The sequence below is a fragment of the Variovorax sp. OAS795 genome, from assembly GCF_040546685.1.
GTDB lineage: Bacteria > Pseudomonadota > Gammaproteobacteria > Burkholderiales > Burkholderiaceae_C > Variovorax.
In genome coordinates, this window is sequence record NZ_JBEPOH010000001.1 from 2,575,411 (window position 1) to 2,590,276 (window position 14,866).

General features: G+C 69.0%; 14 protein-coding genes. 11 read left to right on the top strand and 3 right to left on the bottom strand.

The genetic code is table 11. The annotated features are described in order from the left end of the window. The first annotated feature begins 34 nt into the window (after positions 1–34). From ABID97_RS12430 to ABID97_RS12450, 5 genes are read left to right on the top strand one after another with little or no spacing between them, the layout of a single operon-like run. Entirely contained in the window at positions 35–1,027 is a 993-nt protein-coding gene (locus ABID97_RS12430) for a tripartite tricarboxylate transporter substrate binding protein (protein ID WP_354398775.1), read from the top strand. Further along, positions 1,028–1,933, top strand: coding sequence for an HTD2 family dehydratase (locus tag ABID97_RS12435; protein WP_354398776.1), 906 nt, complete (start codon positions 1,028–1,030; stop codon positions 1,931–1,933). Between the two features lie 20 nt (positions 1,934–1,953). Beyond that, positions 1,954–3,135: a CaiB/BaiF CoA transferase family protein gene (locus tag ABID97_RS12440; protein ID WP_354398777.1), complete on the top strand. Its 1,182-nt coding sequence runs from the start codon at positions 1,954–1,956 to the stop codon at positions 3,133–3,135. Beyond that, positions 3,132–4,001, top strand: a complete 870-nt coding sequence (locus tag ABID97_RS12445) for an HpcH/HpaI aldolase/citrate lyase family protein (protein ID WP_354398778.1) — start codon at positions 3,132–3,134, stop codon at positions 3,999–4,001. Before ABID97_RS12440 ends, ABID97_RS12445 begins: the two co-directional genes overlap by 4 nt. Positions 4,002–4,048: 47 nt before the next feature. Further along, positions 4,049–5,053: a tripartite tricarboxylate transporter substrate-binding protein gene (locus ABID97_RS12450; protein ID WP_354398779.1), complete on the top strand. Its 1,005-nt coding sequence runs from the start codon at positions 4,049–4,051 to the stop codon at positions 5,051–5,053. Here the strand turns inward: ABID97_RS12450 and ABID97_RS12455 are convergent. Then, the gene (locus ABID97_RS12455; RefSeq protein ID WP_354398780.1) at positions 5,050–5,598 is read right to left on the bottom strand and encodes a CinA family protein; all 549 of its coding nucleotides are present in this window, start codon (positions 5,596–5,598) and stop codon (positions 5,050–5,052) included. The genes ABID97_RS12450 and ABID97_RS12455 overlap by 4 nt on opposite strands. A 191-nt stretch (positions 5,599–5,789) precedes the next feature. Here ABID97_RS12455 and phbB point away from each other — a divergent pair, with 191 nt between their 5' ends. The 3 genes from phbB to ABID97_RS12470 all read left to right on the top strand — a co-directional run bounded on the left by phbB (position 5,790) and on the right by ABID97_RS12470 (position 9,784). Further along, positions 5,790–6,527 carry an acetoacetyl-CoA reductase gene (gene phbB / locus ABID97_RS12460; RefSeq protein WP_354398781.1) on the top strand — a complete coding sequence of 246 codons (738 nt, stop codon included), beginning with the start codon at positions 5,790–5,792 and terminating at the stop codon, positions 6,525–6,527. Between the two features lie 127 nt (positions 6,528–6,654). Next, a complete protein-coding gene (locus tag ABID97_RS12465) occupies positions 6,655–7,998 on the top strand; it encodes a dicarboxylate/amino acid:cation symporter (protein WP_354398782.1) in 1,344 nt (447 codons plus the stop codon). 82 nt (positions 7,999–8,080) lie between these two features. Then, the gene (locus ABID97_RS12470) at positions 8,081–9,784 is read left to right on the top strand and encodes a cation:proton antiporter domain-containing protein (protein ID WP_354398783.1); all 1,704 of its coding nucleotides are present in this window, start codon (positions 8,081–8,083) and stop codon (positions 9,782–9,784) included. 18 nt (positions 9,785–9,802) lie between these two features. On the opposite strand, the gene ABID97_RS12475 is transcribed toward ABID97_RS12470, so the two are convergent. Next, the gene (locus ABID97_RS12475) at positions 9,803–10,207 is read right to left on the bottom strand and encodes a hypothetical protein (RefSeq protein ID WP_354398784.1); all 405 of its coding nucleotides are present in this window, start codon (positions 10,205–10,207) and stop codon (positions 9,803–9,805) included. A gap of 409 nt (positions 10,208–10,616) precedes the next feature. Between ABID97_RS12475 and ABID97_RS12480 the strand changes: the two genes are divergently transcribed. Both ABID97_RS12480 and ABID97_RS12485 read left to right on the top strand, forming a co-directional pair. Beyond that, a complete protein-coding gene (locus tag ABID97_RS12480; protein ID WP_354398785.1) occupies positions 10,617–11,978 on the top strand; it encodes a homoserine dehydrogenase in 1,362 nt (453 codons plus the stop codon). 100 nt (positions 11,979–12,078) lie between these two features. Further along, positions 12,079–12,414: a DUF1090 family protein gene (locus ABID97_RS12485; protein ID WP_354398786.1), complete on the top strand. Its 336-nt coding sequence runs from the start codon at positions 12,079–12,081 to the stop codon at positions 12,412–12,414. Between the two features lie 9 nt (positions 12,415–12,423). Here ABID97_RS12485 and ABID97_RS12490 read toward each other — a convergent pair whose 3' ends face one another. After that, entirely contained in the window at positions 12,424–13,275 is an 852-nt protein-coding gene (locus tag ABID97_RS12490) for a PA4780 family RIO1-like protein kinase (protein ID WP_354398787.1), read from the bottom strand. Positions 13,276–13,470: 195 nt separating this feature from the next. Here ABID97_RS12490 and ABID97_RS12495 point away from each other — a divergent pair, with 195 nt between their 5' ends. Continuing rightward, a complete protein-coding gene (locus ABID97_RS12495) occupies positions 13,471–14,865 on the top strand; it encodes an acyclic terpene utilization AtuA family protein (protein ID WP_354398788.1) in 1,395 nt (464 codons plus the stop codon). Position 14,866 lies beyond the last annotated feature (1 nt).

The window sequence follows — 14,866 nt, forward strand, 5'->3', positions numbered from 1 at the left end:
GGCGCAGCACCATGCAGCCATGGAGACACACACAATGAAATTCCGCGCATCCCGTGCATTCGCGCTACCGCTTCTTTCGCTGGCCGCTTCGGCGCTGATGGCCGCCGGCCCGGCCCATGCGCAGCCTTACCCTTCGCGGCCCGTCACGCTGGTCGTGCCGCAGGCCGCGGGCGGCACCAACGACATCGTCGGCCGGCTCGTGGGCCAGAAGCTCGGCGAGGTGTTGAACAACGCCAGCGTGGTGGTCGACAACCGCCCGGGCGCGGGCGGCAACATCGGCACGCAGCTGGTCGCCAGGGGGCCGAAGGACGGCTACACGCTACTCATGACCATCAGCAGCAGCCAGGCGATCAATCCGGCGCTCTACAAGAACCCGGGCTTCGACCCGGTGAAGGACTTCAGGCCCGTGGGCCTCGTGGGCGCGGTGCCCAACGTGCTTCTGGTCAACCCCTCGTTTCCGGCCAGGGATTTCAACGAGTTCCTGAAGCTCGCGCGGCAGAAGGGCGCCAACTACCAGTACGCCTCCGCGGGCAACGGCACGCTCAACCACCTGCTCGGCGAAATGCTCAACAGCATGGCCGGCATCTCGCTGCAGCACGTGCCGTACAAAGGCGTGGCGCCCGCGCTCAACGACGTGCTCGGCGGGCAGTTGCCGATCGTCTTCGCGAGCCTGCCTTCGGCGCTTGCGCACATCAAGGCGGGCAAGCTCCGCGCGCTGGCCGTGAGCGGCGACAAGCGCTCGCCGGTGCTGCCCGACGTACCCGCCATCGGCGAGGCGGTGCCGGGCTACAACGGCACGCTCTGGATCGGCCTGTTCGCGCCTGCCGGGGTGCCGGCCGACGTGCTGGCCGCCCTGCAGGACGCCACGCGCAAGGCGCTGGCCGCCAAAGACCTGCGCGACAAGCTCGACCAACAGGGCGTGGAGATCGCGGCGCCCACCACCCCCGAGCAATTCTCGAAGCTGCTGCAGGACGACCTCGCCAAATGGGCGCGCATCGTCAAGGCCTCCGGCGCGATGGTGGACTGAATGAACCCTTCGAACCCCGACACATCCCGCCCCGCGATCGACGCCGAGGCGCTCGCGAAGCTCCAGGCCTGGCAAGGCCGCAGCGAAACGCTGGCCGACGACCTCACAGCGGCCCCGGTGCGGGCACTCTCCGCCACGCTCGACCGCGACGATCCGCTGCCCGTGCCCGGCACGCGGCTGCCCGAACTCTGGCACTGGCTCTACTTTCTCCCGCACCATCGCGAGTCCGAGATCGGCGAGGACGGGCATGCCAGGCGCGGCGGCTTCCTGCCGCCCGTGCCGCTGCCGCGCCGCATGTGGGCCGGCGGCCGGCTGGCATGGGAGGCGGGCAATCCGCTGCAGGTGGGCGACAAGGTGGAGCGCACCTCGACCATCGCGTCCGTCACCCACAAGGCGGGGCGCAGCGGCGAGCTGGTGTTCGTGCTGGTGCGCCATGAAGTGCGCAATGAGCGCGGCCTGGCGCTGACCGAGGAGCACGACATCGTCTACCGCGCCGCCGCGGCGCCCGGCGAAAAGGCCCCGCCGCCCACGCCGGCACCCAAGGACGCGGCCTTCAGCCGCGAGATCGTGCCGGACGACGTGCTGCTGTTCCGCTATTCGGCGCTCACCTTCAATGGCCACCGCATCCACTACGACCGCCGCTACGTGACCGAGGTCGAGGGCTATCCGGGCCTCATCGTGCACGGGCCGCTGATCGCCACGCTGCTGGTCGACCTGCTGCGCCGCAATGCGCCCGGCGCACGGCTCGCGCGCTTCGAATTCCGCGCCGTTCGGCCGACCTTCGACACCGCGCCGTTCCGGCTGCACGGCAAGCCGGCCGATGGCAGCGACGGCAAGACCTTCAGCCTGTGGGGCGAAGACGCCGACGGCTGGCTCACGATGCAGGCGACGGCCGTGCTCGCATGACAAGCAAGGAGAACAAGCCCATGACAAGGCCCCTGGACGGGATCACCGTCGTCTCGCTCGAACACGCCATCGCGGCGCCGTTCTGCACCCGGCAGCTCGCCGACCTCGGCGCGCGCGTCATCAAGGTGGAACGCCCCGGCGCCGGCGACTTCGCACGCGCCTACGACGAACGCGTGGGCGGCGAGGCCTCGCACTTCGTCTGGGTGAACCGCTCCAAGGAAAGCCTCACGCTCGATCTCAAGCAGCCCGAAGCGCTCGCGGTGCTGCAGGAGCTGGTGGCCGAGGCCGACGTGCTGGTGCAGAACCTCGCGCCCGGCGCGGCCGCGCGCATGGGCCTGGGCGCCGAGGCGCTGCAGGCGAAGCATCCGCGGCTCATCGTCTGCGACATCTCGGGCTACGGCGAAGACGGGCCGTACCGCGACAAGAAGGCCTACGACCTGCTGATCCAGAGCGAGGCGGGTTTTCTCTCGGTCACTGGGACGCCGGAGGATCCGTGCAAGTCGGGCAATTCCATCGCCGACATCGCGGCGGGCATGTACGCGTACACCGGCATCCTGGCCGCGCTGCTGCAGCGCGGCAAGACGGGCAAGGGCTCGCACATCGACGTGTCGATGCTCGAGTCGCTGGCCGAGTGGATGGGCTACCCGATGTACTACGCCTACGACGGCGCACCGCCGCCGCCGCGCAGCGCCGCCTCGCACGCCACCATCTATCCCTACGGGCCGTTTCCCGCCGGAGACGGCGGCACGGTGATGCTGGGGCTGCAGAACGAGCGCGAGTGGCGCCTGTTCTGCGAGAAGGTGCTGCTGCAGCCGGCGCTTGCGTCGGACACGCGCTTCGACAGCAACGCACGGCGCAATGCGCACCGCGACGCATTGCGCGCCATCATCGTGGAGACCTTCGCCGCGCTCGGCGCCGTGCAGGTGCTCGAGCGGCTCGACGCCGCGCAGATTGCCAATGCGCGCATGAACGACATGGCGGGGCTCTGGGCGCATCCGCAATTGCAGGCGCGCGAGCGCTGGCGGCAGGTGGGCTCGCCGGCGGGCAATATTCCGGCCTTGCTGCCGCCGGGGCGCCAGAGCGCCTTCGACTACCGCATGGACGCCGTGCCGGCCGTGGGCGAGCACAGCGACGCGATCCTGCGCGGCCTGGGGCGCAGCGACGCCGAGATTGCCGCGCTGCGCAAGGCGGGCGCGGTGTGAGCGCGGCCACGCACGCCGCGCTCGCATTGGCGCGCACCTTTCTCTTCGTGCCCGCCGACCGCCCCGAGCGCCACGCGCGCGCACTGGCCAGTGGCGCGGGCGCCGTGATCGTCGACCTGGAAGATGCCGTGGCGCCCGATCGCAAGGCGGCGGCGCGCGCACAGCTGCGCGCGTCTTTCTCCGCATTGCCGGCCGGACAAAGGGAGCGGCTCCTGGTGCGCATCAATGCGACCGGCACCGCATGGCACGAGGGCGACTGCGCGCTGGCAGGCGAGCTCGTGGCCGAGGGACTCGCCGCCGGCGTGATGCTGCCCAAGGCCGAGCAGGCCGACGACCTGCATCGGCTCGCGGTGGCCCTCGGGCCCGCGGGCGCGCTCGTGCCGCTGGTCGAATCGGGCGCGGGCCTGGAGGCCGTGGCCCAACTCGCCGCAGCCCCCCGGGTGCTGCGGCTCGCGTTCGGCAACCTCGACTTCCAGGCCGACCTGGGGTTGGCCTGCGATGCCGGCGAGGCCGAGCTGGTGCCGGTGCGGCTGGCGCTGGTGCTGGCCTCGCGCCGCGCGGGGCTTGCGGCTCCCATCGACGGCGTCACGCCCGACTGGCGTGATGCCGGGCGGCTTGCGGCCGATGCCGCGCGCGCACGCCGTGGCGGCTTCGGCGCCAAGCTCTGCATCCACCCCGACCAGGTGGCGCCGGTGCACGCGGCACTGGGCCCGGGCAGCGACGAACTGGCCTGGGCGCGCCGCGTGCTCGATGCGACCCGCGCCGCCGGCGGCGGCGTGGCGAGCCTCGACGGACGCATGGTCGACGCACCCGTCGTGCGGCTGGCCGAGCGCCTGCTCGCACTCGCTGCACAAACGGCGCCCTGACGGGTGCCGCGGATTTCCACACGAAGACGACACACGAGACAAACGAGATGACATCGACAAGGAACCGGACCTCGCGCGCCATGCTCGCGGCCACCCTGGGCGCCTGCCTGCTCGGCGGGCAGGCGCCTGCGGCGGCACAGGCCCCCTGGCCCGAAAAGCCCATCACCATGGTCGTGCCGTATTCGGCCGGCGGACCCACGGACGTGGTCGCGCGCATGCTCGCGATTCCCATGGGCAAGTCGCTCGGGCAGACCGTGATCGTCGAGAACACCGTGGGCGCGGGCGGCACCATTGCACCCGGACGCGTGGCCAAGGCGGCGCCCAACGGCTACACCATCCTCATCCACCACATGGGCATGGCCACCGCGCCCGCGCTCTACAAGAAGCTCGGCTACGACCCGCTGAAAGACTTCGAATACGTCGGGCAGGTGATGGATGTGCCCATGACACTGCTCTCGCGCAAGGACTTTCCGGCCAACAACTTCCAGGAGCTGCTGGCCTACGTCAAGATCCACAAGGACAAGGTCACGCTCGCGAACGCCGGCGTCGGCGCCGTGTCGCAGCTCTGCGGCATGCTCTTTGCGCACCAGATCGGTGTGCAGCTCACCACCGTGCCCTACAAGGGCGCCGGTCCCGCGCTCAACGACCTCATGGGCGGGCAGGTCGACCTGCTGTGCGACCAGACCACCCAGACCGCGCCGGTCATCAAGGACGGCAATCGGGTCAAGGTGTTCGGCGTGACCACGCCCCGCCGGCTGTCCAGCATGCCCAACATCCCCACGCTCGACGAGCAGGGGCTGAAGGGCTTCGACGTGAAGGTGTGGCACGGCATCTATGCGCCCAAGGGCACCCCGCCCGCGGTGATGGATAAGCTCAACGCCGCCTTGCGCGCCGCGCTGCAGGACGACATGGTGAAGCAGCGCTTCGCCGAACTCAGCACCGAGGCCGTGCCGATGGACAAGGTGACGCCCGAGGCGCTGCGCAGGCACCTGGTGGCGGAGACCGAGAAGTGGGGGAAGGTGATCCGCGCGGCCGGGGTGCAGGCCGACTAGGCCGCGGGGGATTGCGCCTGCAGCGTCTCTTCGAAGAGCCGCAGCAACTGCCGGGCGAACACATCCATGTTCGACACGCGGTCCGGATCGCCGGTCTCGAAGGTCCGGCTTGCCACGACCGCACCGTGGATGGCCACGCACACATGGCCCGGCGCATCGCCGTACGGACTGCCCGAGGGCCCGGCCGCGCCGCTCTCGGCAATGCCCCATGTCGCGCGGTGGCTCTCGCGGATCTTGCCTGCAATGAACCTCGCATAGGGCTCGGTCTCCGAGCGCATGCCGTCGGCCATGTCCTCCGGCACCAGCCCCAGCAGCGCCTTGGCGGCGCGGCGCGAGTAGACCACCGCGCCACCGAGGAAGAACGCCGAGGCGCCCGGTATCGCGAGCAGCGCGGCCGACACCAGGCCGCCGGCCGACGATTCGGCCACGGCCACGGTCTGGTGCCGCTCGCGCAGCGTGGCGCCGATGCGGGCGGCGAGAACCGGAAGCGGCTCGAGGCCGGTAGCGGCGGCAGGCCCCGAAAGGCCGGACATCTCCAGAGTCATACTTTCGAACTCCTCGAAGGCGCAGGAATGCGCAAGTAGGTACAGAGTCGCGCATATGGTTGCACATCTGCGCCGAATGACAGCTGCTTGCAAGCTTGGCTCAGTGTTTTCCTCAGAGTTGGGTGGCTTGAAACTCGCTAGAGTGAAGGCGGCCGTTCAGGCTTTTGCGTCGCACACATCAAGGAATATTTATGAGCAAGAAAGTTGCATATGTCACCGGAGGCATGGGTGGCATCGGAACTGCCATCTGCCAACGCCTGCACAGGGACGGCTTTACCGTCATCGCGGGCTGCGGTCCGACGCGCGACCATGCCAAATGGCTGGCCGAGCAGAAGGCCGAGGGCTTCGAGTTCCACGCGTCGGTCGGCAATGTCGGCGACTGGCAATCCACCGTCGAGGCGTTCTCTGCCGCCAAGGCAGCGCACGGCCCCATCGACGTGCTGGTCAACAACGCCGGCATCACGCGGGACCGCATGTTCCTCAAGATGACCCCCGAGGACTGGAGCGCGGTGATCGAGACCAACCTCAACAGCATGTTCAACGTCACCAAGCAGGTGGTGGGCGACATGGTCGAGAAGGGCTGGGGCCGCATCATCAACATCAGCTCGGTCAACGGCGCCAAGGGCCAGGCGGGCCAGACCAACTACTCGGCCGCCAAGGCCGGCATGCACGGCTTCACGATGGCGTTGGCGCAAGAACTGGCGAACAAGGGCGTCACGGTCAACACGGTGAGCCCGGGCTATATCGGCACCGACATGGTGAAAGCCATCCGCCAGGAAGTGCTCGACAAGATCATCGCCACCATCCCGGTCAAGCGCCTGGGCGAGCCGAGCGAAATCGCCTCCATCATCTCGTGGCTCGCCACGGACGAGGGCGGCTACAGCACGGGGGCCGATTTCTCGGTCAACGGCGGCCTCCACATGCACTGACCGCGCTGACTGGAACCTGATCGAAAGACCCGCTCCGGCGGGTTTTTTCATTGGAGGAATGTGGCTTCCACGATTGGAAAACGGCTGAAACGGGCCTACAGTTTCCAACTCTTCCGGAGGCAAGCAAATGGCAGACACAACAACCACACCGCCCAGAAAACTCCCCCTCTACCGTTCGCTCTACGTGCAGGTGATCACCGCGGTGGTCATCGGCGTGCTGCTCGGCCACTTCTACCCCGACATCGGCGCCGCGATGAAACCGCTGGGCGACGGCTTCATCAAGCTGATCAAGATGATCATCGCGCCGATCATCTTCTGCACGGTGGTGGTGGGCATCGCGGGCATGGAGGACATGAAGAAGGTCGGCAAGACCGGCGGGCTCGCGCTCCTGTACTTCGAGATCGTGAGCAGTGTCGCGCTCGTGGTGGGGCTGTTGCTGGTCAACCTCCTGCAGCCCGGCGCGGGCATGAACATCGACCCCGCGACGCTCGACACCAAGGCCATCGCCTCGTACACCGGCCCCGGCAAGATGACCGGCACGGTGGACTTCCTGCTCAACGTCATCCCCAACACCGTGGTCGATGCCTTCGCCAAGGGCGAGATCCTGCAGGTGCTGCTGATCGCGGTGCTGTTCGGCTTTGCGCTGCACCGCTTCGGCGGGCGCGGCACCTTGGTGTTCGACGTGATCGAGAAGGGCTCGCACGTGCTCTTCGTGATCGTCGGCTACATCATGAAGCTCGCGCCCATCGGCGCCTTCGGCGCCATGGCGTTCACCATCGGCAAGTACGGCCTGGGCAGCCTGTTCTCGCTCGGCAAGCTGATGGGCACGTTCTATCTCACCTGCCTGCTGTTCATCTTCGTGGTGCTGGGGGGCATCGCGCGCTTCCACGGCTTCAGCATCTGGAAGTTCATCAAGTACATCAAGGAAGAGCTGCTGATCGTGCTGGGCACCTCGTCGAGCGAATCGGTGCTGCCGCGCATGATGGAGAAGATGGAGAACCTGGGCGCGAACAAGGCCTGCGTGGGGCTCGTCATTCCCACCGGCTACTCGTTCAACCTGGACGGCACCTCCATCTACCTGACGATGGCGGCGGTGTTCATCGCGCAGGCCACCAACACGCCGATGACGCTGATGCAGGAGATCACGCTCCTGGCCGTGCTGCTGCTCACCTCGAAGGGCGCGGCCGGCGTCACGGGCAGCGGCTTCATCGTGCTGGCGGCCACGCTGTCGGCGGTGGGGCACGTGCCGGTGGCCGGCCTCGCGCTCATCCTGGGCATCGACCGCTTCATGTCCGAGGCCCGTGCGCTGACCAATCTGATCGGCAACGGCGTGGCGACCATCGTGGTGGCCAAGTGGACCAACGAACTCGACACCGCAAGGCTGCAGGCCGGGCTCAACAACGAGAACTGGGTCGAGTCCCAGGAGCCCGAGGTGCTCGAGGGCGCACGCGTCAGCAAGATGGCCGATTGACGAGGCTCCCGACGGCCTGATGATGACCCGCTGATGGCCGTGTGAAGTCGAGGGAAAGGCATCGTTCCTGCAAAATGGGACGATGCCCCACAGCGTTTCCCTGATCAACACCATCGCCGCCGGCTTGGGGCTGGCGCTTGTCTTCGGCTTCCTGGCGGTGCGGCTGCGCTTGCCGGCCCTGGTGGGCTACCTGCTCGCGGGCGTGATCATCGGCCCGTTCACGCCGGGCTTCGTGGCCGATGCGGGCATTGCCTCGCAGCTGGCCGAGATCGGCGTGATGCTGCTGATGTTCGGCGTGGGCCTGCACTTTTCGCTCGACGACCTGCTCGCGGTGCGAAAGATCGCCTTGCCCGGCGCGCTGGCGCAGATTGCCGTGGCCACGCTGCTGGGCGGCGCGCTGGCGCTCTGGTGGGACTGGCAGTGGGGCGAGGCGCTGGTCTTCGGCCTCGCGCTGTCGGTGGCGAGCACGGTGGTGCTGCTGCGGGCGCTCGAGCACCTCGGCATTCTCGATTCGTTCACCGGCCGCATCGCCGTGGGCTGGCTGGTGGTGGAGGACCTGGCCATGGTGCTGGTGCTGGTGCTGCTGCCGCCGCTCGCGGGCGCCATGGGTGGCCATGCAGGCAATCCGGCGGGCGGCCCGCCCGATCCACTCTGGCAGACGCTCGGGCTCACGCTCCTGCAGGTGGGCGGCTTCGTGGCGCTCATGCTGGTGGTCGGAAGGCGCGCCTTTCCGTGGATCCTCTGGCAGGTCACGCGCACCGGCTCGCGCGAACTGTTCACGCTGTGCGTGATCGCGGCCGCCGTGAGCATCGCCTTCGCATCGGCGGCGCTGTTCGGCGTGTCGTTTGCGCTTGGCGCCTTCTTTGCGGGCATGGTGATGCGCGAGTCGGAGTTCAGCCACCGTGCGGCGGAAGAGTCGCTGCCGCTGCGCGATGCCTTCGCGGTGCTGTTCTTCGTCTCTGTGGGCATGCTCTTCGATCCCTCGGTGCTCGTCGACCGGCCGCTGCAGGTGCTGGCCGTGGTGGGCGTGATCGTGCTGGGCAAGTCGCTGGCCGCCTGCGCGCTGGTGCTCGCGTTCCGCTATCCGCTGCGCACCGCGCTCACCGTGAGCGCGAGCCTCGCGCAGATCGGGGAGTTCTCGTTCATCCTGGCGGGGCTGGGCGTGTCGCTCGGCGTGCTGCCGGTCGAAGGGCAGAGCCTCATTTTGGCCGGCGCGCTGATCTCCATCGCCACCAATCCCTTGTGGTTCAGCCTGATCGCGCCGCTGCAGAAATGGCTGCATGCGCGTTTTCCCATCGCGCGGGGGCTCGAGTCGCGCGACCATCCGCTGGCCGAATTGCCGATCACCACCGAAGCCCGCTTTCTCTCCCGGCAGGTCGTGCTGGTGGGCTACGGCCGCGTCGGGCGGCGCATTGCGGCCGAGCTCGAGGCCAATGACGTTCCCTATGTGGTGGCCGAGCAGAACCGCGAACTGGTCGAGAAGCTGCGCGAGGCCGGCGTTGCGGCCGTGTGGGGCGATGCGGCCGACGCGGAGGTGCTGATCCAGGCGCACATCGCGCGGGCACGCGTGCTGGTGGTCGCGACGCCGGATGCCATCCACGTGCGCCAGATGATGGAGATTGCGCGCACGCTCAATCCAGCCATCGAAACCGTGATCCGCAGCCACAACGAGGACGAGGCGCGGCTGTTGACCCAGGAGACCACTGCCACGGTCTTCCTCGGGGAACAGGAGCTGGCGCAGGCCATGGCCCGCGACGTGGTGCGCCGGGCGGCCGCGGTGGCGTGATGCGCGGGAGCGAGCGGTTCAGAGGTCTTCGATGACGAGCGTGCGGTAGCGCTGCGCGATGGAATACGGGACGGTGCGCACCAGTTCCATCACGCGGTTCGCCTCGTCCTCGTTTTTGGTCTTGACCAGCAGGGCAGTGTGCCCTTCGCGCGCGAGCTTGGTGTAGGCGCGCACCGTGGCGGCATCGGTGCCGGCGGAGGGCAGGGGATCGTCCGATTCGGTCACGGTGGGCGTGATCTCGGCCAGCAAGGTGGCCGGCGGGATCAGGTAGATCTCGTCGCCGCTCACGCCTTTTTCGATCAGTTTGTGGCCGATGCGGTTGGCATCCTCCGCGCTCGGAAACATCACGATCGAGTAGCCCGACGGATAGAAGGCGCCGCCGATCGTGGCCCGCATCCGGGGCTCCAGGTAGAAGTTCTTCATGTGCTGCCTCCTGCGTGATGCCGGTTGATTCAGTTCTTCGTTACGCGCCACACGCTAGGCCTGGCGCTGAGGCGCGGCTGTAGGCCCGCTCCCCGAATTTCCGCAGGCTGGGCGCGAAAATCTTCGGCGCCGGCGCGGCGGGCTCTTGTACACTCCCACCTTCATGCCGAGCCATCACTTCGTCCCCACCGCCGTCTGCGCAGCCTCCGTGGCGCGCATCGGGTCGCCTGCCTTTGCGCTGGCGAACGGGTCGCGGGTTGCTGCTCGAATGATTACCACCATTACCACCGCGGCCCCCTGAGCACGCGCAGGTGGCCGTTTCGGCAGCCACCTGGTGTATCGCTCTTCTCCGAATGAATGAACCCAGCCCTGGCAGCTGGGTTTCTTGTTTTTTCATCCGGAGATTTCCATGTACCGCGATCCAGTCCAGTCACTCGAATCCCTTCCCGTGCTTCCTGCGGCGCTGCGCCCGCTGCGCGTGGGCATGATCGGCATCGGCACCGTGGGCGCGGGCACCTTCCGCGTGCTGGCGCGCAACCAGGCCCAGATCGCGGGCCGCGCGGGCCGGCCGATCGAACTGGTGATGGTGGCGGCGCGCAACCTGGCGCGCGCGGCGGGCATCGTGGGCGGTGCGGTCGAACTGACCGACGACCCGTTGCGCGTGGCCACGCACCCCGGTGTCGACGTGGTGGTGGAAGTGGCCGGCGGCACCGGACCCGCGCGCGACTGGGTGCTGGCCGCCATCGCGCACGGCAAGCACGTGGTCACGGCCAACAAGGCGCTGCTGGCGGTGCATGGGGCCGAGATCTTCGCCGCCGCCCGGCAGCATGGCGTGGCGGTGGCCTACGAGGGGGCGGTGGCGGTGAGCATCCCCATCGTCAAGGCGCTGCGCGAAGGCCTCACGGCCAACCGCATCGAGTGGGTGGCGGGCATCATCAACGGCACCACCAATTTCATCCTGAGCAGGATGGAGGGCGAGGGCCTGGACTTTGCCGCCGCGCTCGCCGAGGCCCAGGCCCTGGGCTATGCCGAGGCCGATCCCGCCTTCGACATCGAGGGCATCGACGCCGCCCACAAGCTCACGCTGCTGGCCGCCAATGCGTTCGGCACCGCCGTGCGGCTGGACGACGTGCAGGTGGAAGGCATCACGGCCCTGCAACGCATGGACGTGGCCTGCGCCCGACAGCTCGGCCACCGCATCAAGCTCCTGGGCGTGGCCCGCCGCACGGACGCGGGCATCGAGCTGCGCGTGCAGCCCGCGCTCGTGCCCGCGTCGCACCTCATGGCGCATGTGAACGGGTCGATGAACGGCATCATGGTCAAGGGCGATGCGGCCGGCGTCACGATGTACTACGGCGCGGGTGCCGGATCGGAGCAGACCGCCTCGGCGGTGATCGCCGACCTGGTGGACGTGGCACGGCTGGAGGGCACGCATGCGGCGCAGCGCGTGCCGCACCTGGGCTTTCACCACCACGCCATGAGCACCTTGCCGGTGGTGCCCTGCGGCGCGGCATGCTCGTCGCACTACCTGCGCGTGCCCGTGCATGCGGCCGGTGACTCCGAGGCGATGTCGGACGCGCTGGCGGCGCAGCAGGTGCCGGTGCGCCATATGGCTCTGGCGGACATGGAAGACCCGGGCACCGGGCCGCAGGTGCTCGTGCTGACGCAGCCGGTACGGCAGGACTCGCTGGAGCTTGCGCTGCATGCGCTGGAGGCACATCCCCGGGTCGCAGGAAAAATCACGGCGCTGAGAGTGGAAGAACTGGTCTGAGACAGAATCAGGCACGGCGGGCCTGGCTGCCGCTGGAACGGGAGCGGCAATGGGTTTCGATGGGCACTGTGTACTTCAATGGGAACGGCAGGCGCCGCGCATGAAGCGCGGACTCCTCGCTGCTGCGCTGCTGGCGGTGGCCGCATCCGCCTTCGCGCAAGCCCCCTCGGCGGAGCCGCCGGGCGCCGCATCGTGCCAGGCGGAAGAAGCCGCGCTGGAGCGGGACATCGACCTTGCGCGCTCCCGGGGCCAGATGCTGCGCCGGCGGCAACTGGCCGAAAACCTCGCCGCGCTGCGCACGCGCTGCGAGGCATCCGAGCCTTCCATGAACCGTGCCGCGCGCATCGGCAAGCTGGAGCACGACATCCAGCTGCTCAGGGCAGAACTCGAACACGCCGAGGAGCAATTGCGCGAGTTGAAGAACGAGCGGCCCTGAGGCCCGGCGCTACAGCCTGGGCAGCTGCATGCGCAGGCGGCGCGCCGCTTCTTCCTCGCGCGCGTCGTCCACTTCGCGCAGCACATTGCCGAGGTCGACCGGCCCGGTGTCGCGCACGTGCGTGCCGGTCAGCACCGACTCGACGCGCAGCAGGCCGCGCTCGTACAGGTGCCAGATCTCGTCGCCGTAGTGCGTGCGCAAGAGCGCCGGCGCAAACTGGCCGAAGAAGTTGCGCAGGTTCTCCACGTCGCGCAGCAGCATGCGCCGCGCGTGGTTGTTGCCCGCCGCATCCACGGCCTGCGGCAGGTCGATCACCACCGGGCCGTCGGCCGCGAGCAGCACGTTGAACTCGGAGAGGTCGCCGTGCACGACGCCCGCGCACAGCATGCGCACCACCTCCTTCAACAGGCTGGCGTGGTGCTGAACGGCCTCTTCGGCGGTGAAGGCCACGTCGTTCAGTCGCGGGGCCGCATCGCCGTTGGCGTCGGTCACCAGCTCCATCAGCAGCACGCCTTCCAGGAAGTTGTAGGGCACCGGCACGCGCACGCCCGCGGCCGCGAGACGGTAGAGCGCATCGACCTCGGCGCTCTGCCAGATGGCCTCGGTCACCTGGCGGCCGAAGCGCGTGCCCTTGGCCATGGCGCGCGTCTCGCGCGAGTTGCGCACGCGGCGGTTCTCGGTGTAGTCGACCGCCTGGCGGAAGCTGCGCTTGTCGGCTTCCTTGTAGACCTTGGCGCAGCGCGTCTCGTCGCCGCAGCGCACCACGTAGACCATGGCTTCCTTGCCGCTCATGAGCTGGCGGACCACGGTGTCGATCAGGCCTTCGTCGACCAGCGCCTGCAGGCGTGGCGGTGCTTTCATTGATGTTGCTCCCTCGGGGTCGGCGGACGGATTGTGAGGAAGGCCCTCGGGCTTTCCGGCCGGACTGTCAGGCCGCATCATGCCTGTGCGTGGAGCGGCATTGGCGCGCCCGGCGTGATCTGATCCGCAATTTGGATCAATCGATCTGAATTTTCTATTTCACGGATGATGGAAGGCTCCCTAAAGTCGGCTCCGATGAATGCCATTGCACCGCCTCCACTGCTGATCGGCTGCGCCGCGGGTTTTTCCGGCGACCGCACCGATGCCGCCGGCCCGGTGGTCGATACGCTGGTCGCGCGGCTCGCGCGCGGGCCCGAGGGACAGCGCGCCTTCCTGATCTTCGAGACGCTGGCCGAGCGCACGCTCGCGCTGGCCCAGCTGCGCCGCCGCGACAATCCGGAGGCGGGCTATGAGCCCCTGCTCGACGCCATGCTCCGGCCCGTGCTGGCGCGCTGCCTGGCGCACGGCATCCGCATCGTGAGCAATTTCGGCGCGGCCAACCCGCGCGCCGCGGCACGCCACATCGCCCGCATGGCGCGCGCGCTCGGCGCCGGCGCGCCGCGCATCGCGGTGGTGGAGGGCGACGATCTTTCGGGCCCCGAACACCTGGCGCTGCTGCACGAAACGCTGGGCGCGCAGTTGGAGGGGCTGCGCATCGTCAGCGCCAATGCCTACATCGGCGCCGAGCCGATCGCCGCCGCGCTCGACGCGGGCGCGCAGATCGTCGTGTGCGGCCGCGTGGCCGACCCGTCGCTCACGGTCGGTCCCGCCATGTCGCACTTCGGCTGGCGCGCCGACGACTGGCTGCGCCTCGGACGCGCCACCATGGCGGGCCACCTGCTCGAATGCGGCGCGCAGGTCTGCGGCGGCTACTTCGCCGATCCCGGCTACAAGGACGTGCCGGGGCTCGAAGCCGTGGGCTTCCCCATCGCCGAGATCGATGCCGACGGAAACTGCACGATCGGCAAGGCCGAGGGCACCGGCGGCCTCGTGAGCGAAGCCACCGTGAAGGAGCAACTGCTGTACGAAGTGCACGACCCGGGCGCCTACCTGACGCCCGACGTCGTGGCCGACATCGGCGAGGCCGAGGTGAAGCAGCAGGCGGGTGCGGCGGATCGCGTGGCGCTGTCCGGCGTGCGCGGGCATGCGCGGCCGAGCCACTACAAGGTGAACGTCTGCCATGAGGGCGGCTGGCTTGCGGAGGGCGAGATTTCGTACGCCGGCCCGCGTGCCGAGGCCCGTGCGCGGCTCGCGGCGGAGGTGCTGCGCAAGCGGCTCGATGGCCTGGCGCTGCGCGTGGACCTGATCGGCGCGCTGAGCATCCTGGGCGACGATGCCGGCCGCACGCTCGCGGACACGCCCGACACGGGCCTTCGCGACGTCCGCCTGCGCGTCGCGGCCACGCATGCCGACCGGGCCGCGGCCGAGCGCCTCGGGCGCGAAGTGATGGCGCTCTACACCTGCGGGCCCGCGGGCGGCGGCGGGGTGCGCACCGCGCTCACGCCGCGGCTCAACACGCTGTCGTGCCTGCTGCCGCGCGAGGCGGTGCCGGTGCGCTTCGAACTGCTCGGCGCAAAGGCCCTGGCATGAA

What these genes read in the sequence shown, in the direction of transcription:
- ABID97_RS12430 (WP_354398775.1), top strand. Translation starts at nt 35, where the DNA reads ATGAAATTCCGCGCATCCCGTGCATTCGCGCTACCGCTTCTTTCGCTG.
- ABID97_RS12435 (WP_354398776.1), top strand. Translation starts at nt 1,028, where the DNA reads ATGAACCCTTCGAACCCCGACACATCCCGCCCCGCGATCGACGCCGAG.
- ABID97_RS12440 (WP_354398777.1), top strand. Translation starts at nt 1,954, where the DNA reads ATGACAAGGCCCCTGGACGGGATCACCGTCGTCTCGCTCGAACACGCC.
- ABID97_RS12450 (WP_354398779.1), top strand. Translation starts at nt 4,049, where the DNA reads ATGACATCGACAAGGAACCGGACCTCGCGCGCCATGCTCGCGGCCACC.
- ABID97_RS12455 (WP_354398780.1), bottom strand. Translation starts at nt 5,598, where the DNA reads ATGACTCTGGAGATGTCCGGCCTTTCGGGGCCTGCCGCCGCTACCGGC.
- phbB (WP_354398781.1), top strand. Translation starts at nt 5,790, where the DNA reads ATGAGCAAGAAAGTTGCATATGTCACCGGAGGCATGGGTGGCATCGGA.
- ABID97_RS12465 (WP_354398782.1), top strand. Translation starts at nt 6,655, where the DNA reads ATGGCAGACACAACAACCACACCGCCCAGAAAACTCCCCCTCTACCGT.
- ABID97_RS12470 (WP_354398783.1), top strand. Translation starts at nt 8,081, where the DNA reads ATGCCCCACAGCGTTTCCCTGATCAACACCATCGCCGCCGGCTTGGGG.
- ABID97_RS12475 (WP_354398784.1), bottom strand. Translation starts at nt 10,207, where the DNA reads ATGAAGAACTTCTACCTGGAGCCCCGGATGCGGGCCACGATCGGCGGC.
- ABID97_RS12480 (WP_354398785.1), top strand. Translation starts at nt 10,617, where the DNA reads ATGTACCGCGATCCAGTCCAGTCACTCGAATCCCTTCCCGTGCTTCCT.
- ABID97_RS12485 (WP_354398786.1), top strand. Translation starts at nt 12,079, where the DNA reads ATGAAGCGCGGACTCCTCGCTGCTGCGCTGCTGGCGGTGGCCGCATCC.
- ABID97_RS12490 (WP_354398787.1), bottom strand. Translation starts at nt 13,275, where the DNA reads ATGAAAGCACCGCCACGCCTGCAGGCGCTGGTCGACGAAGGCCTGATC.
- ABID97_RS12495 (WP_354398788.1), top strand. Translation starts at nt 13,471, where the DNA reads ATGAATGCCATTGCACCGCCTCCACTGCTGATCGGCTGCGCCGCGGGT.